The sequence below is a fragment of the Mesorhizobium sp. SP-1A genome (genome assembly GCF_032460275.1).
GTDB lineage: Bacteria > Pseudomonadota > Alphaproteobacteria > Rhizobiales > Rhizobiaceae > Mesorhizobium.
Window position 1 is genome coordinate 1589810 of record NZ_JAVXZD010000001.1, and the last position, 23312, is coordinate 1613121.

Below are 23312 nucleotides of genomic sequence, written 5' to 3' on the forward strand. Positions count from 1 at the left end.
AACGCTACCATGAAGTTCGTCAAAGCGTTTCGCGGCGCGCGCCGCGGCGAGGTATTCCCGACCGATTTCAAGGCCGGGGACGAATGTCCGCCTGAACTGCTGGACGCGGCAAAGGCAGCCGGAGCCGTGGAAGAGCAGAAGCCCGCGCCTAAAAGCAAGGCCGCTGGCTGATGCTCGCGCCCGTCCGCGTCACCGCGCCGGAAATCCTGCCTGTCTCGCTCGCCGAGGCGAAGGTGCATCTGCGCGTCGATCCGGACGCCACGCTGGAGGATTCGCTGGTAGAGGGCTTGATCAGGGCGGCCGTCGATCACCTAGACGGCTGGACGGGCCTTCTCGGCCGCTGCCTTGTCGAACAGACCTGGCGGCAGGATTTCGAGGCGGGCACCTCGCGCCTTCAGTTGCCGCTTGGGCCGGTGATCGATGTCATCAGCGTGACGGCTGACGGAACGCCGGTCGATCCGGCGAGCTATTCGCTCAGCACCGATGGCGGCGGTCGGTCGTTCGTGACGGTCGACAGCGGTATCGGCGGCGCGATAACCGTCACCTACCGGGCGGGGTATGCGACGATCCCGCAGGACGATGGACCGCCGGTCGTTCCGGCGCGAAGCACGGTGCCGCAGAGTGTCAAGCAGGCGATCCTCTTGTTCGTCGGCGCCTGGTATGAAAACCGCGAGGAAACCGCCATCGGCGTCAGCGTGGCCGGGTTGCCGGGCAGCGTGGCCGCCCATGCTCTGCTCGCACCCTATCGCAGGATCGGCATCTGATGCGTGCCGGCAAGCTCGACCGCCGGCTGACGATCCGCCGTCTGACGGAAACCGGCCGCAATGAGTACAACGAGCCGATCGTGGATTGGGCGGACATCGCGACGATCTGGGCGCAGCAACGTCCGGAACGCGGCTCGGAGCGGTTCGCGGCGGCGCAGGTCAACGGCACGTCGGTGATGACGTTCCGTATCCGCTACCGGGCCGATGTCAGCGTGACAGATCGGCTGCTCTACGAGGGTCGCGAATACGAGATCGTCGCGCCGCCGCGCGAGATCGGCCGGCGCGTCGTCACCGAGATCGACGCCATAGCGAGGAATGACGATGGCAAATAGGACCGTCACCGTCGACGGCTTGCGCGACCTCGATGCCGCGCTCGGCCACCTTCCAAAAGCCACCGGCAAGGCGGTGCTGCGCCGTACGCTGAAGAAGGCTGCGGAGCCGCTTATTTCAGACGCCAAGGCCAAAGTTCCGGTTCTGACCGGAGCGCTGCAAATCTCGATCAGCACCGGAACCAAGCTGACAAAGCGGCAGGCGCGGCTGCACCGCAAGATGTTCCGCGACGACAAGGCATCGGTGGAGATGTTCGTTGGTGCCGGCGGATTGGCGCAGGCGACGCAGGCGGAGTTCGGCAACGAGCATCAGACCGCCGAACCGTATATGCGCCCGGCATGGGACGCCAACCAGGGCCAGGTGCTGGACATCATCAAGAACGAGCTCGGCGCCGAGATCATGAAGGCCGCGCAGCGCCTAGCGAAGAAAGCCGCGAAGGGCAAGTAAACATGGAAGCGCTGCTGACGGGCCTGCTCGCTTCCGTTGCGGGCGGCAATCGCTATTGGCTGCACGCGCCGCAGGGCACGATGCCGCCATACGTGGTGATGCAGCGCATCACCGGCATCCGCGACTACCACATGCGGGGTGCATCCGGGCTGGTCGAGAGCCGGGTGCAGATCGACTGTTATGCTTCGACTTATGCGGGCGCCAAGAGCACAGCGAAGTCAGTCAACGGGATACTCTCCGGTTACCGCGGCGGCGCGATACAGGCCATTTTCATCGACAACGAACGCGACCTCCCGACGAGCGATGCGGGAGAGGTCAACCAGCTTTTCCGGACGTCGCTCGACATCATGGTACACCACAAGGAGATTTGACCATGGCTGGAGAAACCCAGGCCTCGATCGGCTACGGCTCGTTCTTCCATATCTCGGAAGACAATGGTGCGACGTGGACCGAGATCGCCGAAGTCAACACGATCACGCCGCCCAACGACAAGCTCGACCAGATCGACGCGACGCACATGCAGTCACCGAACCGCACGCGCGAGTTCATCCCCGGCCTGATCGATCCGGGCGAGGCCCCGTTCGAAATGAACTTCGTGCCCGGATCGCCGTCCGATCTCAAGATTTCGGCGCTGAAGATCGCCGGCACCCGCGTGAAGTGCCGCGTCACCTTCCCGAACGCCGTGACATGGGTCTTTTCGGCTTGGGTGTCCGGCTACGAGCCGGCCGTTCCGACCGACGACAAGATGACCGCCACTGTGACGTGGAAGGTCACCGGCTCGACCGTCTCGACGCCTGCCGCCGCGCCGGCCAATACCGTGCTGCCGGCCGTTTCCGGTCTGGCAAAGGTCGGGGAGACGCTGACGGCCTGGGAGGGCACGTGGACAGGATCGCCCAGCTTCGCCTATCAGTGGAAGGCCGGCGCCGCGAACATTGCCGGCGCCACCGACAAGACGTATGTCCCAGTCGCGGGCGACGTCGGCAAGGCGATCACCGTCAGCGTGACCGGCTCCAATGCGGCTGGCACGGCGACCGCCGCCAGCGTCGCCACTGCCGACGTCGTCGCGTGAGGATAGACCATGGCAAACAGGGAACGCGGCGAAGTTGCTTTTGATGCTCTCGGGCAGTCGTGGACGCTAAAGCTTGGCACGAACGCCATGTGCGAGATTGAGGACGCCACCGGCAAGACCTTTTCCGAAGTCGGGGAACTCATGGGCGACCAGAAGCGGGTCACCATCAAGCTCATGCGTACCGTCTTCTGGGGCGCACTGCGCGAGCAGCATGAAGACGTGACCATCAAGCAGGCCGGCGCCGTTATCGACGACATCGGCATGCAGGAAGCCGGCCGGCTGATCGGCGAGGCGTTCCAGGCTGCGATGCCGGAGCAGAAGGAAGGTGCTGCGCGCCCTCCGAAGGCGGCGGCCTAGACTGGCCGTCGCTGGTCCGCACATGGGTCGAAGCCGGCCAGCCTTACGAATTGTTCTGGCGGCTCACGCTGCGCGAAATCGCCGTCATCCTCGAAGGCGAAGCGGGCCGCGTGCGGCGCGGCCAGAACGACCGGGCGTGGCTGGCATGGCACGTAGAAGCCCTGGCCCGGTCTAAGAAACTGCCGAAGCTTAAGGACATGATGCACGACGCGCCGCAGAAACGGGCGCGCCGGCAGACGGTCGAGGAACAGATCGCCATCGCTCATAGATGGACGGCGGCTGTAACGAAGCACTAGTCGGCTATCAGAACTGCTCTTTGGTTCCGTCCGAATAGACGATGGCGTTTGTGCAAGTGGTCACTACGACATCGCTTCTATCCATCTTCGGTACACGATCCATTTCTGTGCCCATGTAACCGGTTGTGGTGGAAACGATTTCGCCCGGCTTAGCCGTTAAATCGGGGTTTATCTGAAACCCCGATATACGCCGCCCGAGCACATCTTCGAAAGTGTAGTTGCCATCGATCATGCGAAAAGCTTGCTTGGCGTGACTTTTGACGCTCAGCGTAATGTCAATTCCGGACAATGGACCTTCGACCTTCGCGATGTTCCAGTTCTCCACCGTTAGCACGTCCGATGAGCCGTCGCAGCTGGCCGCGATGGCAAATCCCGGCATCACGCTGATAGTCGCAACAATCAATATTCTCATATCGCCCTCCGTCCAAAGTTCACTCGACGATAGCGCGGCATCTTTCACAAGGTAAAGGCTCATGGCAGGCAATGCAGTCATCGGCGCGCTGCGCGTCAATCTCGGTATCGATTCCGCTCAGTTTTCAGAAGGACTTAAACAGGCGCGTTCTAGCGCGGATGCGTTTGCTTCGGCGCTGAAGACTACGTTTGTCGCGGCCGCTGCTGCTGCCGCTGCGGCCCTTGGCGCCATAGCGCTGGGTGTGCGCAATACCCTCAAGGAAGCCGACGACATGTCGAAGATGGCTTCCAAGATCGGTATTCCGGTCGAGGAGTTGTCGAAGCTGAAATATGCGGCGGATCTGGCTGGCGTCTCGATGGAGGGGCTGAAGGGGAGCGTCAGCATCCTCGCCAAGAACATGGCCGATGCCGCGGCGGGCGGCAAGAAGGGCACCCAGGCGTTCGGCGCCATCGGCATTTCCGTTCGCGACGCCAACGGTCAGATCAAGTCCACTAGCCAGGTGATGGCCGAGATCAGCGACAAGTTCGCCAAGATGCCGGACGGCGCGCAGAAAACGGCTCTGGCCATGAAGCTCATGGGCAAATCTGGTGCCGACATGATTCCGCTGCTCAACGCCGGATCTGCTGCCTTGAACGCCACGATGGCTGAGGCCAAAGCGCTCGGCATCGAGATCAGTTCCGGCATGGCGGCCAATGCCGAGCGGTTTAACGACAACATGTCGCGCATGAGTGCCGCGCTCGGCGGCCTGGTCGTCGGTCTCACCTCGGCGTTGGCCCCGGCGCTCGCAGCGGCATCCGACGCGATGGTCGGTTTCGTCAAATGGACAATCAGCTTGCTGGACTACCTGCCGACGCTCGCCGAATATGCGGCAGTCGCGGGGGGATCGCTGGCGATCATGCTGTCGCCGGTGCTGATCGGCTATGCCGAAGCCCTGGCGGAAGCGATTCTCGTCGGCATGGTGGGCGCAGTTCGCGCCCTCACGGCCGCCATCGCGGCAAATCCACTTGGTGCCCTCGTGATCGCGATCACGACGGCGGTCACGGCCGCCTATTACTTCCGCGACGAGATCCAGAAGGCGATCGGCATCGATGTCGTCGGCATCGCCAAGGACGCTGGAAACCTCATCATCAATTCCTTCCGCGCGGCGTTCTCGGACGTCACCTTTATCTGGAACAATTTCGGAACCATCATGGGGGCTGCTGTCGTCGGCGGCGTCAACGCCGCCATCCGCGCTATCAACGGCCTTCTGGAAAAAGCGTCGACCGGAATCGACTGGCTAATCAAAAAAGTAAACGGGGCACTGACTTCCATCGGTATGAGCCCGATGAAGGAGATCGGCGGAGGCTTTTCACTTAAGGAACTGGCGAATCCGGCGGCATCCGATCTGGCCAAGGCAAACGCCGCGCATGTGGCCGAGGTCAAGGGCATCCTCGCCAGTGATCCGCTCGGCGATCTCGGCAAGGCTTTTTCCGGAGCCACGCCCGCAGCGCAGAACTTTTCCAATGCGCTCGGCAGCGTGAATGATGAACTCGACGATATGGGCGGCGGTGGCGGCAAGGGAAAGAAGGGCAAGGCCAGCAAGCTCAAGCAGGCCAAGGAGGGCATAGACAGGGTCGCCCGCGCCATGGAGACCGCCAAGGAAACGCTCGGCCAGGGGTTCGGCTCGATCTTCGAGGGCCTGATCAACAAGACGCTGACCTGGAAGGATGCAATCATGCAGGTCGGTCAGGCCCTGCTCAAATACGCGAATTCGATGAACGTCGCACAGGGCGGAAAGGGACTATTCGGAGGGGGTATCGTCCAAGGTCTATTCGGCTCGCTGCTCGGATTCGCCTCCGGCGGCTCGTTTCAGGTTGGTGGCTCCGGCGGCATCGATAGCCAGCTTGTTGCGTTTCGCGCGTCGCCGAACGAACGCGTCAGCATCACCAAGCCGGGACAGGAGGAAGGCGGACGGGGCGTTTATGCGCCAGTCTACAACATCGATGCGCGTGGTGCCGACCAGGCAGCGATTGCGCGGCTTGAGAAGGGCCTCGAACAACGTGATCGCAATTTCGCTCGCATGGTCGACCATCGCATGGATGTGCGTCAGTACAGAAAGACGCGAGGCTGACGATGGCGCGCCTCCTGTCGCCTCCGGTAGGGCTGGGCACGACGTCAATCGAGCCGCTGGCCGGACCTCGCACGGTAAGCGGCGGCGCAACCCAGTCGATCGGCAACTTCACGCAAACCTTCGCGTCTCCGTTCGGGCTATGGCGTTGGCGCCTGTCGTTCCCAGCCATGCACGAGGGGCTGTTCCGACGCTATCGCGGCTGGGTGACCGCGTTGCATGGCGGGGCGAACGCAACCCGGTGGACGTTTTTCGATCCAGATACGATGAGATTTCAGGAGGCGGGCGTCAAATCCCCGGATTTCGAGATTGCTACGGGAAAACCCTGGTCGAACGGGATGCCGTGGTCGAATGGTGAGAACTGGAAGACCTCTCGGCCGATCGTGCCCGTCGCGTCGGGCGCGGACCTTGGCGATACCGAAATCCGCCTGTCAGAATTGTGGTGGGGCCACCGCCTCGATGTGGGCGACTACGTCGGATTCTTTCCCTTTCACTTCGGCATGTATCAGGTGACGCAAGTCTATGAGCGCGGATATTACCGCATCTGGCCGACTTTGCGGAAAGCTGTCACGCCCGATGATTTCGCGACGCTTGCTCCGGTGCTTGCGCTACGGCTCGAAAGTGAGGACGCCGCCAGCGCCGGTCGCGGACTAGTGGTCGCGGACGCTCTCTCCGTCACTCTGGTCGAGACGCTCGACTACGACGTGCGGGACTATTTCGCGGACTGATCATGCCAATCTTTTCAGAAGCCGATTTCGACCGGCTCGCCCGGCCCCATGTGGCGCGCGCATGGTTTCTTGAGCTTGACCTGCCGGCCGGCATTTCCCGCCTGCACAGCGGCACCGGCCGTGTCATGCTCGGCGGGCACGAATGGCGCGGCGTTACCGATCCGATCGGCGGCCAGATGGTCTCGATGGACAATGTCGAGGAGCCTCGCTTCGGCCAGGCCGTCGCCGTCAACATCACGTTGTCCGGCGCGAACAAGGAATTCTTCAAGTCGGTTCATGCGACCGCCAGGCAGATCGAGGGCCGCCGCGGCGATCTCTACTGGGCCGCGTTCGACGGAGAGACCGGCGAGGTCCTGATCGGATTGAAACGGCTCTTTCCCGGCAAGATCACCAGTCCGTCGCTGCATTGGCAGGGGATCGGCGTTCGCACGGTCTCGATCACGCTCGAAAGCATCTGGTCGAGTCAGAATTATGCGGTGGGCGGCAAATGGACGCCAGCGGACCAGCGCCGCCGCTTCCCCGGCGATGCCGGTCTTGATTTCGTCGGCGTGAAGGTCACGGAAAACTGGAGCAAGTGATGGATCTTGCCGCAATGCTTCAGGCCCATATCGAGGCCGTCGAGGGAAAGCCCGTCGTGTGGGGCGAAAGCGACTGCACGTCATGGGCGGCGTCATGGGTGGAGAAGGTCACGGGCGATAAGCCGCCGTTCTTGGCCGGCTATTCCAGCCTGGAACAGGCGCATGCCCTGATCGACGAGGCCGGCGGCCTCGACGTGCTCTGGGGGCGGTCGCTCTCCACCATCGGTATCTTCTCGAAGCCGGACTACGCCGCTGCGCTAGGCGACATCGGCATCGTCGACACCGCCTCGTTCGGGCCCGTCGGGGTGATCTTCGCCCAGGATGGCGTTGCCCTATGGCGCGCGGACAATGGGACGGCGCTTCTGCGGCCCCGGTCGCGCAACATCGTCAAAGTCTGGAATCTCTCGGAATAGCCATGAAGCCTTTCAAGGTTCTGGCGCTGGCAGGGGTTTGCCTGCCGGCGCTCACGGCGCACGCCTTCGCCGATCCCGTATCCATCGGCAGCTTCGTCATATCGTCGCTGTTGTCGGTGGGTGCTGGCGGTATTCTGCCGGCGGTCTCGGCCGCCGCGATCGGCAATTTCGTGATCGGCGCAGCCCTCGTCGGAGCATCGTTGCTGCAATCGGTTCTCGGCCGCGCGCCGAAGATCGATCCGGGCAATTTCAAGTCAACTTTCGAAACCGGCGACAGTTCGGAAATCCGTGCCGTCGGTCGGGTGCGCGTAGGCGGCTTGAAAGCGTTCGGCAATACGGCCGGCGGCGTCAACCGCTATAGGCTTGTCTGTCATACGCGTGGCAAGGTGACGGCCGTCGAGCAGCATTTCTTCGGCGGCCGGGAAATCACGGTCGAAAGCGACGGCTCGGTTTCTTCGCCGCCATGGGCCAGGTCGAACGGAAGTTCATGGGCCTATGTCAAGGCGAAGATCGGCGACGGTACGGAGACCGCATGGCCCGAGCTGCTCGCCGATTTTCCGGACCTATGGACACCCGCGCACCGTGTGCGCGGCATCGCGCAATCGCTGGTGAAGTATATTTCTCCCGGCATCACCTCGGACAAGTTCCTGAAGCTCTACCAGTCCGGCGCGCCGGACTATGAGCGCGTACAGCGTTCCGAACCGGTTTATGACCCGCGGTCCGGGCAATCGGCGACGAATGAGGCGACATGGGCTTACCGCGATAACGGCCCGCTCTGCGCCGCCCACATCCTGCGTTCTTATCCGTCCCTGAAGGTGTCGGATTTCGACTATGCGGGCATAGCTGCGGAGGCCACCCGAGGGGATGCGATCGTCGCGACCAAGGCCGGAACGGAAGTCCGTTCGCGCTGCTGGGGCATGTGGCCTTCGGAAACGCCGCGCGGCGACGTCATGGACCAGGTGCTGAAGTCGATCGGCGCCGAGATCGTGCCATCCGACGACAACAGCTTCACCATCCGCCTTATCGATGACTGGCGCGAACCGGAGATCGTCTTTCCCGAGAAGCACCTGATCGAACTTCAGTGGCGCTCCGGTCCCGAGAGCGTGGAGCGGCCGAACATCTGCCGGGTAAAATACTACGCACCTGAGCGCAACTACGAGATGACCGAAATTGACCTCACCGGCATTGAATGGGCGCACATCCAGTCCGAAATCGATCGCGTTGGCGAACAGATCATGGACATCGATCTGCCGTTCTGCCCGTCGGCCAGCCAGGCGCAGCGCATCGCCCGCCGCCTGTTCGCCTTGGCCCGCGCCGATGCCGGCGTGGCGAAGTTCAATTTCGTCGGGCTGGCCGCGTGGGGCAAGACCGTTGCCGGGATCCCGCTGCCGGACATCGGTGTGACGGAGACCTGCGCTATCGGAACGCCTCGCGTGAATGACGACGAGGGAACGGTGGAAATCCCCTTCGTGGTCTGGCCCGATCTGCCGCCCTGGAACCCGGCCACGATGGAGGTGGAGCCTCCGCCTGTCGTGCCGGACATGGCTTATGATAGCGCGCTGGACACGCCGGCAAGTCCGTCCGCGGCCGCCGTGGTTCAGTATCCAGGCGGGGCTTACGAGACCCGCCTGAAATTTGCCGGGGTCACTGGTGGCACGGTCGCGGATGCCGTGTTCCGCGCCTACACGGCCGGAGAGCCGGATCCGTATCAGCGCATGACCACCTATAAGGGCGGCAGTGACTGGTACGGCTACAAGGTGGCGAATCCGGTCGGAAAGAAGACGGACTTCAAGGTCAGGTTCTTCAACGATGACGACGACGGGTCTTATTTCTCGGATGTGTTGACCGTCGATCCGATGGCGATCGACAACACCGCGCCGGCGAAACCTGAATTGATAGTTGGCAAGACCATAGATTTCCCTCCGCGCTACACGGTCACGGCCTCGGTCGCTTCGATGAACGCCGTTTCGCTCATTGTTACCGGCTCGGATTTGGGCGTCATCATCTCCTCGGAAGGACGCCCCGGCCAGACCTATACCGTGCAATTCACAGTTGACGATGCCGGTTCGCATCTCTTCGAGGCGACGGCTTACAACTCGAACGGCACCGCCGGCCCGGTCGCCAGCTACAGCATCTGACTGCCATCATCCAAATCTGGAGAACGCAATGACCGTCTTTACGAAGCGGGCCGTTCAAGTATTTGCGCCTACTGCCGCCGATGGCTCCTTGCGCAGCCCTGATATGGGCGACGCGATTTTGTGGGGCACCGAAGTCGAGCGTGGAGCTGACGGTGCAGCGGCAGGTCGGGTCGATCAATCGACCTGGGCTGGGCTTGCTGCGATCACGGGGACGAGGCCTGGCCAGCCGGCGGTCGTCTTTGGCCCCGATGCCGGAACCCACACCGATCCCGTCGCGGGCGGGACTGTCGCCAACACTGGAGAATACTATTGGAGCATCGCGCCGGCTGGCTGGCGTCGCGCCGGAAATCTCCAGCGAACCCTCGTGCATGCCATTAACACCGGCGGCGGCACTCCCAACGCTGTGCGGGCCACGTCCGATGTGCAATTCAGCCAAACCGCCTACTCCGCGTTGATAACCGTCAATTTTGTCGCCGCGAATGGGCCGGGCGGCATGACCGTCTCGATCAACGGCGAGCTACCCCGGCCGCTGGTGACGAACACGGCTGATCCGATTCCTGCTGCCTATGTCAAAGCCGGCATGTCTGCGCTGATCCAGATGGACGGCGCCGGCAATTACCGGCTGTTCAGCTATGGCGATGCCTCGGCCATTGAAGCGGCCGTGGAGGCGCTGCTCCTCGATGCGCAGGCAGCCGCCCAAGCCGCGGCCGATGCCGCCGCTGCTGTTGCCAGCGCGCCGCAGTGGGCGTTCAAGGACAAGAGCGCCGCTGCGCTGTTCAATCCTGCCGTTCCACCTGCCTTCATCAGTCTTGCGGGTTACGGTGCTGCAGGCGACGGGGGCGCAGCTGTTTACAAAAAGGTTGCCGTTGAGCCGACACATACCGGCAAGGTGCAAGACGGCGCTGGAAACTGGTATGAGCTGGCAACCGACAGGCCCCATGTCGCCATGTTCGGCGGGGGCACGGGAACACCGGCCACCGACGGCGCGGCCTTCGAGCGGATGATCGCCTATGTGCGCCTTCTTAACCTGAAAGGCATCGATATTTTCGCTCCGCCCGGCACCTACCAGATGTCGGCCGGCGTCGATCTGCCCACCGGAAACCGCTGGCATCTCCGCGGCGTTCGTCTGGATTTCACCGGTGTGGCCAACGGCGCGTTGGTGCCAATGTATGTGGGCCAAAACAACACGCATGTCGCCTGCCGCGGCGCAAAGGTCGGCATCCCGAACCTTGCTGCGAATGTGTCCAAGGGCCAGTTCATCGTCCCCTTTGCAACGCCGCACGGCATGAAGTCCGGCGATGTCATCGAGATCTACAACCCAACCGATTCAAGCTGGAGCATAGAACGCGTCTATTATCGTGCCGGCGAACTCGCCAGGGTGATGGTCGCTCCGGACGCGACCACCGTGTGGCTCGACCGCGGCCTCTATGCCGATTATCTCGCCGCCAACGTCGTCGTCTCCAAATATTTGCCGTGGACTGGCGATCTCGATGGGCTGCACATCATCGGCAACGGCTCCCGCGCGGTTGCGACCTATGGCATCGCCACCGACATCGCGACAGACTTTTTGTTCAGCCGCGTTTCGGCAGAGCGCGTCAGCTACAACACCCACTCCATCGGCCGTTCCTTCGATTTCAAACTGGCCTTCTGCCGGGGCGGCGAGGATGGGATCGTGGATTTCGGTGGGGATTATGGCCTTGGCATCTACTCGGCGCAGCGCGGCGTCATCGAGGACAGCCATTTCATCGCCGCCCGACATGCGATCACTCACGGAAACGTGGACGGCTCGGTGCCGTTCCGCGACATTCGCTTCGACCGCTGCTCAGCACGGTCCTTCGATCTCACGCCTGGCGCAGCCACCTTCGGCTGGGACTACCACGCCATCGGCGAGGATTGCTCGATGGTGGACTGCGTGGCCGAAACCGCGGTCAATGACGGCTGCCTCGGCCTGACGATCGAGCGGTGCAAGCTCTACAACCTCCCGGGCTGGGAATTCTGCTACCAGGCCAGCCATCAGATCGGCGGCGTCACCCGCCTGCTTGACAACGAATATTGGGTCAACGGCTCGATCGCCACCCCAACATTCCGCAGCGGCATTATCCATCTCGCCACGTCGCAGACGCACACCAAGCTGTTCGAGGACAAGACGTACGAGATCAGGGGCGTCACCATTCGCGGCAACAACCAGCGCGCGGAAAACATCGTCGCGCTGCTGACGCAAAACACGACCTACCGCGTCTCAGTCGATATCTCCGGCGTCGATGATCCGGACATCAACGCAACGCGCCAGAACATCCTCTATGCGGACGGGCTCAATTTGACGCCTATCGCGCCGCGCCGCCTGGCGGTGCGCAACATCAAGCGCGCGCGCTCAGGGGTGGCCTTGGCCAAATACGACCGCACCATGCCGGCGCCGCTGGCGTGCGATTACGAGCCGCAAGAGGGCACGGCGGGCTTTCCCAGCGGCACCGGCGCAACGGCCGAGAGCGCCATCACCTTTCGCTATCCGTATCCCGAATCGCCGAGGGTTTTTGCCCAGGTCAACGATCCGCCCACGCTCAATTCCGGCGCGAATTTCCCGGTCGGGTTTGCTCGTGCGATCACCGCGACCGGGTTCACGCTGCGATCGAACACGAATTCCTACGTAGCCTACGCGGCGTCGGTCCAGCTTACGGCCGGCTGGCGGGCATCGCTGACGCGGCACGGCGCATAGGCGTTCGCTTAAGGCTGTACATACCTCCGATGACTACCCAAAGCGGCATCCATGTAAAAAAAGCACCGCCGACCGCGTAGAGAAGGATAGGAATGGTGACGAGCTTCAGAAGCGTGTTGCCATTCCGCCCATAAAGACGGATCAGCATCCCGAAAAGCGCGCCAAAAAGAAGAAAGGAGCCGATCATCCCCAAATGGGTCTGCACCGCAATTATCGAATGAATATATTTACCCGGATGATCGGTTACCCGATCAACTCCCAAGTCGCCCCAGACTGGGTTGACACTCAATTGATCTATCCCGTCCGAGACGAGGATGTCTAGTCTCGAGAAAATGCTCTTCGCCGCAACGCCTGTGTCCTGGTCAGCCACTATCCATCCCCGAGGTCTATTTCGTGATATCCGAGTAAGCGCATCGGCGGAACCCTCTGTATGGTCTCCCAGCACAGCCAGATAGTTGCAGTTGCTATCACCACCATCACAAAAGCAGCGCCTTTAGCGCGTCTGATGCGGAGGGTGGCGAAGGCGCGATAAATGACGAGCATCGCGCCAATCGCCACCGAAAGAACCGCGCCGCCGTTCGAACCGACCATCTGCGCCAAGAAGAACGACGCGGCTGTTGAGGCACATAGCGCTATTGTCCATATGGCTGCGACACGCTTTCTATTATTTGCTGCGGTGTATGGTTCTATCGCAGCCAAGAAGCAAATTTGCGCGATGTTAATGTAAATCCCAAATATCTGATACGTCAGATTCTCGGGCTTGGCGTGAACAAGGAATACATCCCCTCGAAGCATGGGGACTAGAGTCGAATAAGCGGAGGCAATGACGCTTAAATAGATGATTATGGCAAGACCGTCTGCCGACTTGCGAGGCATTGACGGTCGCCAATATGGCGCGGCCTTACGATCTGCATACCCTCCGAACGTCGCATACCCGATCATTAATCCGGGGATAATTCTGGTAAGTATCTGCGCCAATTGGTCGCTTGAAACTTCCGTATCTGGATAAAACAAGGCCATGCAAAGAAAATACAAAATGAAAACAAATATTGATATTGATGAGCCGAAACGAGCCAGTGGCCGCCACAGCCCGTCAAAAAATCTCTTGAATGGAAACAATATCAAAAACGCGACGACAAACGCGGCGTGAGCGTACTTGTAGAGTGAGTTATCACCAGCGGCGACGACCTGCACGCTGGCATAGATGCAAGCGGAAGCGTAGATAAGCGGCAGAAAGCGGAAGGGTGCAATTGACCTGTCGTGATTGACAGCCTGGGGGCTCTGGACGCGCTGGCTCATTGGGAGCGAATAGTCACAGCCAGTTCAGAAATCAAGCTCAGTCCCTTGAGGCCCGCAGGAGAATGATCAGGAAATAAATCAATAAGCCGACAGTCGGCGCAGCGATGGGAACGGATACTACGCCGGCGTCCAAAATACCCCGCAGCATATCCATTTTCGGATCCTCTCGGCGTTCTAGTGCATCTTCAACGCTTAGCCGAATAGCGCCACTGCCAGCACCGCCCCCAGCACCATGGCAAAGATAACCCATTGAGCGGGTGAGGGCGATGGCGCGTTGTCTTCGAAATCTGACATGGTTCGCAATAGAGCATCGGCCGACCCAGAATGAAAGCCCGGACGTCCGTTTCGTCCTGCGAGGTCACAAGCAAGCCCTGAGGCTAAGGTAAAATATCAGCAATGAGATCTGGCGTGATGCCAATTATGTAGGCTGCCCCGGCCATGATTGCGGATCCAACCATAAGGCCTACCGTTTTGGGGCTTAGCACCAGCTTCCGCGGCTGCTTTGCTGCATGTTCGCGGAATTCTGGCTCGATCACTACATTTCGCGCCAAGTCGCCAATAGTTCGGACATATCTGACTGACCGTAAGGAATCCAAATAAAGAACCGATGAGGCGCGGCCGAAATAGGATTTCGTAAAAGTTTTGTGCACCTGAACATAGGTCATATTTGAAATGATGATTCTACAGCGTAAAAAGAGATCTCTGATCGCATCTTGATTTTCACCAGCCGTTTGATCTCTTAGCTGCACGAGGAAAAGAGCCTCCGTTCTATTGTCATCGTTGTCTATGTCACGAAGGTAGGTAATCCGATGGAACAGTTGGTCATCAGGCAAATGTATATAATCGCTTCGTATCTCTACACTGTTGGCGGGTACGCCGACGACTAGATGATGGTATGGCTCTTTTGCCACGTCGGATTGATTGCGCATGTCATCGATAATCGATGACTCACCTAGAAAAATCTTTTTGACGCGAACTTTCTGATCAGAATAGCCAAGAACAGCCGAGTCTTCTTCGTCTGACACGCTGTCAACCTTTGCATTGATCACCCTTATGCCGCTGCTGGACACTTTATTCGCCAGGTTGTCGACGAAGTGCGTAAAACCCAAGGCCGGCCTTTGAATCGCATCAAATTGCTTCGCGCCCCGAAGTCGAAAGCGTAGATAAAACAATAGGCTGTTACGTTTGCTCTCAACCGTCTTTACCCGGTCAGACCATGTCCGACCCTTCGAAAACAGCAGACGGACAAGCGATGTCGCGAAGCCGCGAAGTTCATGATATAGGGCGGCCGCGATCTTGTTTCGCGACGTATATGGTTCAACGGTTCCGTCTCGATATATGCGGACTGGCTGTGGGTCCGAGGCCACAAATTTGCAGCCAGAAAGCCTAGCAAGCAATTCGTAGCCACCAGCATACCATTCGAGAAGGTGACAGGCGCATTCTACGAGACCTATGCCTTCAACGTGCTCGTTTTGCCACGCGCCGCCAAAGTTTTGCTCAGCCTCAAAGAGCACCACCGATTTACCGCTTTTCTGAAGTTTAAGGGCTAACATCATAAGTAGTGGGCTCGATCCGACGATTGCACAGTCGAAATCAAATTCTGACATTAATGGCCTCTGTATTAGCTTTCAAATGCAGCAAGAAACGAATTGTGTAGCCAAGTATGCTGGCCGCGGACATGACTAAAATAGTCATAGGGAAAGAGGCATCCATGGTGGTAGCGAAATAGAAGGCTAGCATGCTTGCGCATATCGCAATCAGATCAGAAAACACCTGATATCCCTGCCTTCCGTAGACGATTAGGTGATTAGTTGAGGAAAATATAAAGCCGGCAGCTACCTGAGGCATGCATGCCGCGGCTATTACTCCGACATCTGCCCAATCGCGCTTTCCCAAAATGTGAGGCAGAACGATCGTCGCGGCTAACGCTGCAGAAAACAAAGGTAATGAGAATAGTGCAAGCGTTTTGATGGTTTTGAGGTAGAGTTTCCGCAGTTTGGTCGGGTCACTCTTTGCGAGTTCTGCGGCTTCTCCCCAAAAGCTCGACGATATGCCGCCAGATAAAAGAGCGGCCGGTGAATTTATCAACCGCATGGCAACAAAGTATATTCCAATTTCTTGTGCAGAATATCGCAGCGCCAGAAGCAATGGGAGGCAACTAGTGAAGGTTGTGTTGACAACGCTTACCGTTGTCGAAGCAGAGGCCTCCGACAGATAGGCCTTTGCTGTTGATCTTGAAACCTTTCCGAATAACTCGGAAATCTGCGCTTTTTCAAACAGAGATATTGCTGAAATGGTAGAGGCAAGAATATTGCTCAAAATCAAGCCTAAAGCGTTAAAATTCGCGACTCCTGAAGTTAAATTGCCGGCAAGCAGCACGCCGCTCTGCCAGTATCTTGATCGCGAGACAGGACTCATGTTTCTGCTTCGTACATGAACCGCCGTCAGTATTGCGGTGGCACTGGTGCAGAATACAAAAAACGGAATGAGCGGGGCGAACGGAATTGGCTTCGAATAGATGAACGCGAACGGCCTAACCCGATCCGGGACCATCAATAGAACAAACAATGCAGTCGATACAAAGATCGAAGATAAAAATGACATGGTCACAAGTGAACGAACTTCGTCTTCATCCCTTGCACTCGGGATACTCCACTCGAAACGCAATGAAGCAAATGCACAAACCAATCCGCCGTATGCGATAAAGATACCCGCCATCCCGAACGCCTCGGGTGGCAGCAATCTAGTCAGTATCGGCGTAGCAAGCAAAGTCGCCATCTGCGTAACTGCATTCGCCCGAACCAGCAAAAAGATGTTGCGACGGAACGACGTCGCCGTGACCTTCGCGCGGATGCCAGCGATAAGAGATTTCATAGCGCGCGCGTAGCTGGACCATTGAACAGAGTCAATGCAATGTGGCTCTGACAACGGCCAATGATGTCCGCCGCCTCACGCCGCGCGAGGCCAACTCAGTTGCCATAGATCTAACCCCGCCGTCCCGGCATAACCGCCGGCACGATCCCGAACCATATCACCACGGCCATGACGGCCATACAGACTGCCAGCGCTGTGAGCCTTGGGTTCATGGCGGCAGAGTAGCCGGATTCACCTGAGATCGAAAGGAACTACCATGGCAACGACGCTGGAAATCCAGCGCCGGCTTGCGGAGCTTGGCTTCCAGCCTGGCCCGCTCGACGGCGTTCCCGGCCCGAAGACCGCCGAGGCGATCAAGCAGTTTCAGCGCGCCCGCGGGCTTGCGGCTGATGGCATCGTCGGGCCGATTACATCGGCGGCACTGTTCGGGACAACGCCGCCACAGGATGCGGCTCCCAGCGGCATTGTGCCGGCCGACTGGATGCCGGCGGCCAAGATGCAGCGCATCATCGTTCACTGGACGGCCGGTGCGCATAAGGCGTCCGGCCTCGACCGCTCGCACTACCACATCATGATCGAGGATGACGGCAAGCTGGTGCGCGGCACCCCGTCAATCGACCTAAATCAGGCGCCAACGCGCAAGGGCTACGCCGCGCATACGCTGAACTGCAACAGCGGCTCGGTCGGCGTCTCGCTGTGCTGCATGGCGAGCGCCGTGGAAAACCCATTCGCGGTCGGCAGCGCTCCAATGACGCGCAAGCAATGGGGAACGCTGCCCAAGGTGTTGGCGGCGCTCTGCAAGCGCTATGGCATCGTCGTGACACCGAAGACGGTGCTTTCCCATGCCGAGGTCCAGGGGACGCTCGGGATAGCCCAGCGCGGCAAGTGGGACATTTCCCGACTTGCCTTCGATCCAACCGTGCTCGGCGCAACCGCCTGCGGCGACCTATTTAGAGCCGCGACAAAGGCGCTGCTCTGACCAATCCCGCGCCGGCCGGCTGCCGGTTTATCCCTGAAAGGACATATCTCAATGCGCATGCTGCTCTTTGTGGCGGCGGCGATGCTTGCGCTCGCCGGCTGCCAATCCACCAAACTCGATGCCGACCTGCAAAAGAGCCTGCCGGCAATCTGCGGCGCGGCCACGCAGGCCCACGATCTCTACGTGCTCGCCCTCGCGGCCGACCGTGTATCCGAGAAAACGCAGCGAAGGGCTGACGCCGCCTGGGCATCCCTGCATCCGGTCTGCGCCGATCCGGACAAGCAAACCACTTCGAGCATCCTCACCGCAGCTTTCGCCGCCTACCTCACCATCTCGGCTGCGGCCCACTGACAAACCCGAAAGGAGACCTGATCATGGGCAACTACAGCAAACTCATCGGCTCGATCGTCGGCGGCGTTGCCGGCCTTCTGGTCGCGCGCGGACTGTTGCCGGAGGAATGGGCGACGACTGAAATCCAGGGTGCCATCGTCGTGCTGCTCTCGGCCGTCGCGACATACGCGTTCCCGGCGAACAAGCCGAGCTGACGCCACCGCCAAACACTTTCATCAGCCTTTGAGGCCGATATGAACTTGCATGACTTCTTCGTCACTATCGGCCTCGATCCCGCGATCCTGGGCGCCGGCGCAGCGGGCGGGCTCCTCCGATCACTCTCTCGAAAGAGGTTCAAGGTGCGCGAGGTTTTCCTTTCCCCGATCTGTGGCACGCTCGCCGCGGGCTATCTCACGCCGTGGGCCGTCCATATCGTGCGCTTTTATGAGTGGCCGCCCATGCCAGACGACGGATCGGCCGTCTACGCGATGGCGTTCCTGATCGGCACGGTAGCGATGTGGCTGAGCGATCTTCTGTTCGACGCCATCGTGCGGCGAGTCAAAGGGGATGCGCCGAGTTCGTAGCGAATCGTGCTAGCCGTCGCTCGCGCACGTCGCCGTGCGTGTCTCAGCAACAAGCCCGCTCCAGAAATGGGGCGGGCTTTTGTATTTCAATCGCTCTCGACCCATGACCTGCGTCACTGTGCTGGAGCCGCTGCCAAAAATCCCACGAAAAATGCCACGGGTAGGTTACGTGATGCCTGTAGCAAATTGATCCTTAAAGGGATTGTCGGCCTGGCGTGTCTCTTCCCAAATCAGGTGCGCTACCAGGCTGCGCTACACTCCGGACCGTGCCGTTGCCTGGAGCATTTGCGGCAAGGTGGAAACGCCCCGCGTCGCACAAATGCGGCCAAACAATCGGTCAGGGGCATGTTGCTGCCCGAAACCGGTTTCGACTTTCGGGAACATGCCCTAGAGAGTTCGCCGGGCCAAAGCAAGTGCAAAAGCGGCCGGTCTTGCCGTCGGCTGCATTGCACAGTAAGCACAAGGCGAAACGGTGGATGCCCACCGCGCTTTGCAGGAACGAGGTCCATATGTCCGCGCGAATTTTCAGCCCAGCCAAGACGGCCATGCAATCCGGCAAGGCCAAGACCGGCTATTGGGTTCTGGAGTTCGATCCCGAGCAGCCGCGCAAGATTGACCCGTTGATGGGCTACACGTCGTCGGGCGACATGAAGAGCCAGATCCGACTGACCTTCGACACGCGCGAAGAAGCAGTCGCCTATGCGGAAAAGCACCGCATCGCCTACCGGATCGAGGAACCGAAGCCGGTCAAGCGGCTTCAGATTTCCTATTCGGATAATTTCCGCTATGACCGCCGCACGCCCTGGACGCACTGACCGGTATCGACAGTCCTTTTCCAAACGGTCCCGTAGCTCAGCTGGATAGAGCACCGGCCTTCTAAGCCGATGGTCGCAGGTTCGAATCCTGCCGGGATCGCCATAAATTCAAGGAATTAGCGGAAAATCCTGAGAAGCGTTCCAGCCGGCGAGCGCTTTCGGTTCCAACCCGGAACCCGCCATTGCCGGACCCATCCAGCAATGGCGAAAGGCAATGGACCCACCCGCCGGCTCAGGCTTCCGCGGCGGCCGTTAGGCCATGTGCGATATCGATCTTGAGGTCCTCCACGTCTTCCAGGCCGATCTGCAGGCGGATCAGCGGTCCGGCATAGGGGCCCTTCGCGATCACGCGGTCGCCCAGGAAAACGGGAACGGCAAGGCTTTCGTAACCGCCCCAGGAATAGCCGAGCCCGAAAATCTCCAGCGCGTCGAGGAAGGCATGCGCCTGCTTCTGCCCGCCGCCGTTCAGCACGATGGAAAAGATGCCGCTGGAGCCGGTGAAATCGCGCTTCCATAAATTATGGTCCGGGTGGCTGGGCAGGGCCGGGTGCAGCACCCGCGCCACGCCCGGCTGGCCCTCCAGCCACGCGGCGATTTCCAGCGCGCTCTTGCGGTGGTGCTCCAGCCGCACGCCCATGGTGCGCAGGCCGCGCAACACCTGGTAGACGTCGTCCGGACCGGCGCAGCAGCCCAGCGTGACGAACCCTTCATACAGCCTTTCCCAATAGGCCTCGTTGGCCGAAACCGTGCCCAGCAATACGTCAGAGTGGCCGCCGGGATATTTGGTCGCCGCGTGGATGGAAATGTCGACGCCAAAGTCGAGCGGCTTGAGGTAGAGCGGCGTCGCCCAGGTGTTGTCCATCATGACCACCGCGCCGGCTGCATGGGCCGCCTTGGCGATGGCGGGTATGTCCTGCACCTCGAACGTGTTCGAAGCGGGCGACTCGGTGAAGACGATGCTGGTGTTCGGCCTGATCAGGGCTGCAATGCCGCCGCCGATATGCGGATCGTAATATTCGACCTCGACGCCCATGCGCCTGAGCATCGTGTCCGCGAAATGCCGGGTCGGGTGATAGACGGAGTCGGTGATCAATATGTGGTCGCCGGCCGAAGCGAAGGTGAGCAGGGGAACCGTTACGGCGGCGAGGCCGGACGGGACGCAGATCGTGCCGGCCGAGCCCTCGAGCGCGTCGATGGCTTCAGCCAGAGCGTCCGTCGTGGGCGTACCACGCGTGCCGTAAGTGTATTTCTGCCCGCGCGTGCTCAGGGTATTCGCGTCGGGATAGAGCACCGTCGAGGCGTGCACGACCGGCGGGTTCACGAAACCGAAATAGCCGTGCGGGTCGTGCCCGGCATGCGCGAGTTGCGTGTTGATGCCCTGCCGTTTGTCGTTCTTCGTCATAATCTCGCTCTCCTCGGGAGACCATGGGATAGTGCGTCGGTTGCGGCTGTGCAATCGCGCGCGGGGCGCCAACGCCACCTGTTGCGCTGGACCAGCGCCGAACCGGGCCCGCAAGCCTCCTCGGTATCGCCGGTTTGTGCTCCCTGTACGACGTTTGTCGGGATGGACTTTCCATAAAAGCAGACCCCTGCCGCGCTTTGGTTTCAAACGGCTTTCGGATGGGTCATTTTCCTTGACCTCACTTGAATAATCGCCTTCGATGCAAAGCGTGAATGGGAGGCAGTCTCGCCGCGGCTATTGGGCCGCGTTCCGGAAGTGGGCTGGAACGGGCTGCATTCACGAGAGAACAAAGAATCAGGATTTTGCCTGAACAACAGAAAAGGGTCCGTGGGTCATGAAAAATATTGCCATTGGTATTCTGGGGGCGGCGGCATTTGGTTTGATGGCCTCGGCTGCGTCGGCAAACACGCTCGCCGACGTCAAGGCCAAGGGTTTCATCCAGTGCGGTGTCTCGACCGGCCTCGCCGGCTTTTCCGCACCGGACGACAAGGGTGAGTGGAAGGGGCTCGATGCCGATTTCTGCCGCGCCGTGGCGGCTGCGGTGTTCGGCGACGGCAACAAGGTCAAGTTCACGCCGCTCAGCGCCAAGGAGCGCTTCACCGCGCTTCAGTCGGGCGAGATCGACATCCTGTCGCGCAACACCACCTGGACGATCAACCGCGATACCGCGCTCGGGCTGAATTTCGCGGGCGTCACCTATTATGACGGCCAGGGCTTCATGATCAACGCCAAGAAGCTGCCGGGCGTGAACTCCGCGCTCCAGCTTTCCGGCGCCGCGGTTTGCGTGCAGTCCGGCACGACCACCGAGCTGAACCTCGCCGACTACTTCAAGTCGAACAAGATGGAGTACAATCCCGTCGTGTTCGAGAAGCTGGAAGAGGTCAACGCGGCCTATGATTCCGGCCGTTGCGACGTCTACACCACCGACCAGTCCGGCCTTTACGGCATCCGCCTGACGCTTTCCTCGCCGAACGACCATGTCGTGCTGCCCGAGATCATCTCGAAGGAGCCGCTTGGCCCGGCCGTGCGCCAGGGTGACGACCAGTGGTTCCACATCGTGCGCTGGACCTACTACGCCCTGCTGCAGGCCGAGGAACTCGGCATCACCCAGGCGAATGTGGAGGAGATGAAGAACTCGCCCAATCCGGAGATCAAGCGCGTTCTCGGCACCGAGGCCGATACCAAGATCGGCACCGACCTCGGCGTGTCCAACGATTGGGTGGTCAACATCGTCAAGGCCGTCGGTAATTACGGCGAGATGTTCGAGCGCAATGTCGGCTCCGGCAGCCCGCTCAAGATCGCGCGCGGCCTGAACGCACTGTGGACGAAGGGCGGCCTCCAATACGCGATGCCGATCCGCTGATAGAGAATTGCGGCCGGGAGGCGGGTTTGCCGCCTTCCGGTCTTCTCAATCAGGGGAGGTTCCATGGCATCGCAGGAAATCCTTCGCGAGGACACCCGCCGCAGTTCCTACGTGAACGACCCCAAGGTTCGCGGCATCGCCGTTCAGGTCGTGGTCGTCGTCGCGCTCGTGGCGGCCGTCTGGTGGATTGCCAATAACGCAATCGACAATCTGCACCGCCTGCACATCGCCTCGGGCTTCGGCTTCCTGAAAGGGCGCGCGGGCTTCGACATCAGCACGAGCCTGATCGAATATTCGTCCGATTCCACCTATGGCCGGGCCATAATCGTCGGACTGCTCAACACGGCGATCGTCGCGATCGCCGGCATCGTTACCGCCACCATCATCGGCTTCATCGTCGGCATCGGACGGCTGTCCGGAAACTGGCTCATCGCCAAGATCTGCACGGTCTATGTCGAGATATTCCGCAACATCCCGCCGCTGCTGGTCATCTTCTTCTGGTATTTCGGCGTGCTTTCGGTGCTGCCCCTGCCGCGCGAGAGCATAGCGCTGCCGTTCGGATCCTGGCTGAACAGCCGGGGCTTCTATTTCCCCCGCGCCGTATGGGGTGACAGCATATGGCTGGTCGGCGTCGCGCTGCTGCTGGCCATCGCCATGTCCTGGTTTGTCGCGCGGCGGGCCAGGCAGCGGCAGATGGCGACCGGGCAGCAGTTTCCGGTGTTCTGGACCTGCGCGGCGCTGATCGTCGGCCTGCCGTTGCTGGCCTTCGTGGCTGCCGGTTTTCCGCTGAGCTTCGATTTGCCGAAAAAGTCGACCTTCAACCTGACGGGCGGCTTCCAGGTCAAGCCCGAGTTCCTGTCGCTCTATCTGGCGCTGTCCTTCTACACCGCCGCCTTCATCGCGGAGATCGTGCGGGCAGGCATACGCGGCGTCAGCCGCGGCCAGACGGAAGCCGCGGCAGCGTTGGGATTGCGGTCCGGTCCGATCCTGCGGCTCGTGGTGGTTCCGCAGGCGTTGCGCATCGTCATCCCGCCCCTGACCAGCCAGTATCTCAACCTGACCAAGAACTCGTCGCTGGCGATCGCCATCGGCTATCCGGACCTGACGGCGACGACCGGCACCGTGCTCAACCAGACCGGGCAGGCCATCGAATGCGTCGTCATCATGATGCTGGTCTACCTGGCCCTGAGCCTGATCACCTCGGCGATCATGAACTGGTTCAACGCCAAGATGGCGCTGGTGGAGAGATAGGAG

Annotated in this window: 27 protein-coding genes and 1 tRNA gene; 22 read left to right on the forward strand and 6 right to left on the reverse strand. The window is 60.5% G+C overall.

The window, feature by feature from the left end; translation table 11 throughout:
- Window positions 1–9: 9 nt before the first annotated feature.
- From QU595_RS07830 to QU595_RS07865, 8 genes are read left to right on the forward strand one after another with little or no spacing between them, the layout of a single operon-like run.
- On the forward strand, window positions 10–171 hold the full coding sequence (locus QU595_RS07830; protein WP_315920431.1) for a hypothetical protein: 162 nt from the start codon (window positions 10–12) through the stop codon (window positions 169–171).
- Window positions 171–764 carry a head-tail connector protein gene (locus tag QU595_RS07835; RefSeq protein ID WP_315920433.1) on the forward strand — a complete coding sequence of 198 codons (594 nt, stop codon included), beginning with the start codon at window positions 171–173 and terminating at the stop codon, window positions 762–764. Before QU595_RS07830 ends, QU595_RS07835 begins: the two co-directional genes overlap by 1 nt.
- The gene (locus tag QU595_RS07840) at window positions 764–1096 is read left to right on the forward strand and encodes a phage head closure protein (protein WP_315920434.1); all 333 of its coding nucleotides are present in this window, start codon (window positions 764–766) and stop codon (window positions 1094–1096) included. Before QU595_RS07835 ends, QU595_RS07840 begins: the two co-directional genes overlap by 1 nt.
- Entirely contained in the window at window positions 1086–1541 is a 456-nt protein-coding gene (locus QU595_RS07845) for an HK97-gp10 family putative phage morphogenesis protein (protein WP_315920435.1), read from the forward strand. Before QU595_RS07840 ends, QU595_RS07845 begins: the two co-directional genes overlap by 11 nt.
- 2 nt (window positions 1542–1543) lie before the next feature.
- The gene (locus tag QU595_RS07850; protein ID WP_315920436.1) at window positions 1544–1912 is read left to right on the forward strand and encodes a DUF3168 domain-containing protein; all 369 of its coding nucleotides are present in this window, start codon (window positions 1544–1546) and stop codon (window positions 1910–1912) included.
- Between the two features lie 2 nt (window positions 1913–1914).
- Window positions 1915–2610, forward strand: coding sequence for a phage tail tube protein (locus QU595_RS07855; protein ID WP_315920438.1), 696 nt, complete (start codon window positions 1915–1917; stop codon window positions 2608–2610).
- Between the two features lie 9 nt (window positions 2611–2619).
- Window positions 2620–2967 (forward strand): hypothetical protein, encoded by a 348-nt coding sequence (locus tag QU595_RS07860; protein WP_315920440.1) that lies wholly within the window; start codon window positions 2620–2622, stop codon window positions 2965–2967.
- A 50-nt stretch (window positions 2968–3017) separates the two neighbouring features.
- A complete protein-coding gene (locus tag QU595_RS07865; RefSeq protein WP_315920442.1) occupies window positions 3018–3263 on the forward strand; it encodes a hypothetical protein in 246 nt (81 codons plus the stop codon).
- 7 nt (window positions 3264–3270) lie between these two features.
- On the opposite strand, the gene QU595_RS07870 is transcribed toward QU595_RS07865, so the two are convergent.
- Entirely contained in the window at window positions 3271–3738 is a 468-nt protein-coding gene (locus QU595_RS07870; protein ID WP_315920444.1) for a hypothetical protein, read from the reverse strand.
- Here QU595_RS07870 and QU595_RS07875 point away from each other — a divergent pair.
- From QU595_RS07875 to QU595_RS07900, 6 genes are read left to right on the forward strand one after another with little or no spacing between them, the layout of a single operon-like run.
- The gene (locus QU595_RS07875; protein WP_315920446.1) at window positions 3737–5785 is read left to right on the forward strand and encodes a hypothetical protein; all 2049 of its coding nucleotides are present in this window, start codon (window positions 3737–3739) and stop codon (window positions 5783–5785) included. The two genes, QU595_RS07870 and QU595_RS07875, sit on opposite strands and share 2 nt — an antisense overlap.
- Before the next feature lie 2 nt (window positions 5786–5787).
- Entirely contained in the window at window positions 5788–6510 is a 723-nt protein-coding gene (locus QU595_RS07880; protein WP_315920448.1) for a hypothetical protein, read from the forward strand.
- 2 nt (window positions 6511–6512) lie between these two features.
- A complete protein-coding gene (locus QU595_RS07885; RefSeq protein WP_315920450.1) occupies window positions 6513–7088 on the forward strand; it encodes a transcriptional regulator in 576 nt (191 codons plus the stop codon).
- Window positions 7088–7501: a DUF6950 family protein gene (locus QU595_RS07890; RefSeq protein WP_315920452.1), complete on the forward strand. Its 414-nt coding sequence runs from the start codon at window positions 7088–7090 to the stop codon at window positions 7499–7501. The genes QU595_RS07885 and QU595_RS07890 overlap by 1 nt, the downstream gene beginning before the upstream one ends.
- Before the next feature lie 2 nt (window positions 7502–7503).
- Window positions 7504–9639, forward strand: a complete 2136-nt coding sequence (locus QU595_RS07895; protein ID WP_315920454.1) for a phage tail protein — start codon at window positions 7504–7506, stop codon at window positions 9637–9639.
- Between the two features lie 28 nt (window positions 9640–9667).
- On the forward strand, window positions 9668–12352 hold the full coding sequence (locus QU595_RS07900) for a hypothetical protein (protein WP_315920456.1): 2685 nt from the start codon (window positions 9668–9670) through the stop codon (window positions 12350–12352).
- Here QU595_RS07900 and QU595_RS07905 read toward each other — a convergent pair.
- From QU595_RS07905 to QU595_RS07920, 4 genes are all read right to left on the reverse strand, one after another.
- Window positions 12309–12722: a hypothetical protein gene (locus QU595_RS07905; protein ID WP_315920458.1), complete on the reverse strand. Its 414-nt coding sequence runs from the start codon at window positions 12720–12722 to the stop codon at window positions 12309–12311. The genes QU595_RS07900 and QU595_RS07905 overlap by 44 nt on opposite strands.
- Entirely contained in the window at window positions 12722–13651 is a 930-nt protein-coding gene (locus QU595_RS07910) for a hypothetical protein (RefSeq protein WP_315920460.1), read from the reverse strand. The genes QU595_RS07905 and QU595_RS07910 overlap by 1 nt, the downstream gene beginning before the upstream one ends.
- A 377-nt stretch (window positions 13652–14028) precedes the next feature.
- Window positions 14029–15258, reverse strand: a complete 1230-nt coding sequence (locus QU595_RS07915) for an NAD(P)-binding protein (RefSeq protein WP_315920462.1) — start codon at window positions 15256–15258, stop codon at window positions 14029–14031.
- Complete coding sequence (locus QU595_RS07920; protein ID WP_315920464.1) at window positions 15245–16525, reverse strand: lipopolysaccharide biosynthesis protein; 1281 nt, start codon at window positions 16523–16525, stop codon at window positions 15245–15247. Before QU595_RS07920 ends, QU595_RS07915 begins: the two co-directional genes overlap by 14 nt.
- 256 nt (window positions 16526–16781) lie before the next feature.
- Here QU595_RS07920 and QU595_RS07925 point away from each other — a divergent pair, with 256 nt between their 5' ends.
- The 6 genes from QU595_RS07925 to QU595_RS07950 all read left to right on the forward strand — a co-directional run bounded on the left by QU595_RS07925 (window position 16782) and on the right by QU595_RS07950 (window position 19336).
- Window positions 16782–17504: a peptidoglycan-binding protein gene (locus QU595_RS07925; RefSeq protein ID WP_315920466.1), complete on the forward strand. Its 723-nt coding sequence runs from the start codon at window positions 16782–16784 to the stop codon at window positions 17502–17504.
- Between the two features lie 51 nt (window positions 17505–17555).
- On the forward strand, window positions 17556–17855 hold the full coding sequence (locus tag QU595_RS07930) for a cell wall anchor protein (protein ID WP_315920468.1): 300 nt from the start codon (window positions 17556–17558) through the stop codon (window positions 17853–17855).
- A 23-nt stretch (window positions 17856–17878) separates the two neighbouring features.
- Window positions 17879–18049 carry a hypothetical protein gene (locus tag QU595_RS07935; protein WP_315920470.1) on the forward strand — a complete coding sequence of 57 codons (171 nt, stop codon included), beginning with the start codon at window positions 17879–17881 and terminating at the stop codon, window positions 18047–18049.
- 39 nt (window positions 18050–18088) lie between these two features.
- The gene (locus QU595_RS07940) at window positions 18089–18418 is read left to right on the forward strand and encodes a hypothetical protein (RefSeq protein ID WP_315920472.1); all 330 of its coding nucleotides are present in this window, start codon (window positions 18089–18091) and stop codon (window positions 18416–18418) included.
- 509 nt (window positions 18419–18927) lie between these two features.
- The gene (locus QU595_RS07945) at window positions 18928–19233 is read left to right on the forward strand and encodes an ETC complex I subunit (RefSeq protein WP_315920474.1); all 306 of its coding nucleotides are present in this window, start codon (window positions 18928–18930) and stop codon (window positions 19231–19233) included.
- A 26-nt stretch (window positions 19234–19259) separates the two neighbouring features.
- Window positions 19260–19336, forward strand: a tRNA-Arg gene (locus tag QU595_RS07950).
- 129 nt (window positions 19337–19465) lie between these two features.
- Here QU595_RS07950 and QU595_RS07955 read toward each other — a convergent pair.
- Window positions 19466–20635 carry a cystathionine beta-lyase gene (locus tag QU595_RS07955; RefSeq protein ID WP_315920476.1) on the reverse strand — a complete coding sequence of 390 codons (1170 nt, stop codon included), beginning with the start codon at window positions 20633–20635 and terminating at the stop codon, window positions 19466–19468.
- Between the two features lie 394 nt (window positions 20636–21029).
- Here QU595_RS07955 and QU595_RS07960 point away from each other — a divergent pair, with 394 nt between their 5' ends.
- A complete protein-coding gene (locus tag QU595_RS07960) occupies window positions 21030–22058 on the forward strand; it encodes an amino acid ABC transporter substrate-binding protein (RefSeq protein ID WP_315920478.1) in 1029 nt (342 codons plus the stop codon).
- 63 nt (window positions 22059–22121) lie between these two features.
- On the forward strand, window positions 22122–23309 hold the full coding sequence (locus QU595_RS07965; RefSeq protein ID WP_315920480.1) for an amino acid ABC transporter permease: 1188 nt from the start codon (window positions 22122–22124) through the stop codon (window positions 23307–23309).
- The last annotated feature ends 3 nt before the right edge of the window (window positions 23310–23312 follow it).

Bases quoted from the DNA above. Each gene is read 5' to 3' on its own strand.
- QU595_RS07900 (WP_315920456.1), top strand. From the start codon at position 9,668: ATGACCGTCTTTACGAAGCGGGCCGTTCAAGTATTTGCGCCTACTGCC.
- QU595_RS07940 (WP_315920472.1), top strand. From the start codon at position 18,089: ATGAACTTGCATGACTTCTTCGTCACTATCGGCCTCGATCCCGCGATC.
- QU595_RS07850 (WP_315920436.1), top strand. From the start codon at position 1,544: ATGGAAGCGCTGCTGACGGGCCTGCTCGCTTCCGTTGCGGGCGGCAAT.
- QU595_RS07855 (WP_315920438.1), top strand. From the start codon at position 1,915: ATGGCTGGAGAAACCCAGGCCTCGATCGGCTACGGCTCGTTCTTCCAT.
- QU595_RS07910 (WP_315920460.1), bottom strand. From the start codon at position 13,651: ATGAGCCAGCGCGTCCAGAGCCCCCAGGCTGTCAATCACGACAGGTCA.
- QU595_RS07835 (WP_315920433.1), top strand. From the start codon at position 171: ATGCTCGCGCCCGTCCGCGTCACCGCGCCGGAAATCCTGCCTGTCTCG.
- QU595_RS07890 (WP_315920452.1), top strand. From the start codon at position 7,088: ATGGATCTTGCCGCAATGCTTCAGGCCCATATCGAGGCCGTCGAGGGA.
- QU595_RS07880 (WP_315920448.1), top strand. From the start codon at position 5,788: ATGGCGCGCCTCCTGTCGCCTCCGGTAGGGCTGGGCACGACGTCAATC.
- QU595_RS07840 (WP_315920434.1), top strand. From the start codon at position 764: ATGCGTGCCGGCAAGCTCGACCGCCGGCTGACGATCCGCCGTCTGACG.
- QU595_RS07845 (WP_315920435.1), top strand. From the start codon at position 1,086: ATGGCAAATAGGACCGTCACCGTCGACGGCTTGCGCGACCTCGATGCC.
- QU595_RS07945 (WP_315920474.1), top strand. From the start codon at position 18,928: ATGTCCGCGCGAATTTTCAGCCCAGCCAAGACGGCCATGCAATCCGGC.
- QU595_RS07930 (WP_315920468.1), top strand. From the start codon at position 17,556: ATGCGCATGCTGCTCTTTGTGGCGGCGGCGATGCTTGCGCTCGCCGGC.
- QU595_RS07965 (WP_315920480.1), top strand. From the start codon at position 22,122: ATGGCATCGCAGGAAATCCTTCGCGAGGACACCCGCCGCAGTTCCTAC.
- QU595_RS07895 (WP_315920454.1), top strand. From the start codon at position 7,504: ATGAAGCCTTTCAAGGTTCTGGCGCTGGCAGGGGTTTGCCTGCCGGCG.
- QU595_RS07885 (WP_315920450.1), top strand. From the start codon at position 6,513: ATGCCAATCTTTTCAGAAGCCGATTTCGACCGGCTCGCCCGGCCCCAT.
- QU595_RS07860 (WP_315920440.1), top strand. From the start codon at position 2,620: ATGGCAAACAGGGAACGCGGCGAAGTTGCTTTTGATGCTCTCGGGCAG.
- QU595_RS07830 (WP_315920431.1), top strand. From the start codon at position 10: ATGAAGTTCGTCAAAGCGTTTCGCGGCGCGCGCCGCGGCGAGGTATTC.
- QU595_RS07935 (WP_315920470.1), top strand. From the start codon at position 17,879: ATGGGCAACTACAGCAAACTCATCGGCTCGATCGTCGGCGGCGTTGCC.
- QU595_RS07960 (WP_315920478.1), top strand. From the start codon at position 21,030: ATGAAAAATATTGCCATTGGTATTCTGGGGGCGGCGGCATTTGGTTTG.
- QU595_RS07955 (WP_315920476.1), bottom strand. From the start codon at position 20,635: ATGACGAAGAACGACAAACGGCAGGGCATCAACACGCAACTCGCGCAT.
- QU595_RS07870 (WP_315920444.1), bottom strand. From the start codon at position 3,738: ATGAGCCTTTACCTTGTGAAAGATGCCGCGCTATCGTCGAGTGAACTT.
- QU595_RS07925 (WP_315920466.1), top strand. From the start codon at position 16,782: ATGGCAACGACGCTGGAAATCCAGCGCCGGCTTGCGGAGCTTGGCTTC.
- QU595_RS07875 (WP_315920446.1), top strand. From the start codon at position 3,737: ATGGCAGGCAATGCAGTCATCGGCGCGCTGCGCGTCAATCTCGGTATC.
- QU595_RS07915 (WP_315920462.1), bottom strand. From the start codon at position 15,258: ATGTCAGAATTTGATTTCGACTGTGCAATCGTCGGATCGAGCCCACTA.
- QU595_RS07920 (WP_315920464.1), bottom strand. From the start codon at position 16,525: ATGAAATCTCTTATCGCTGGCATCCGCGCGAAGGTCACGGCGACGTCG.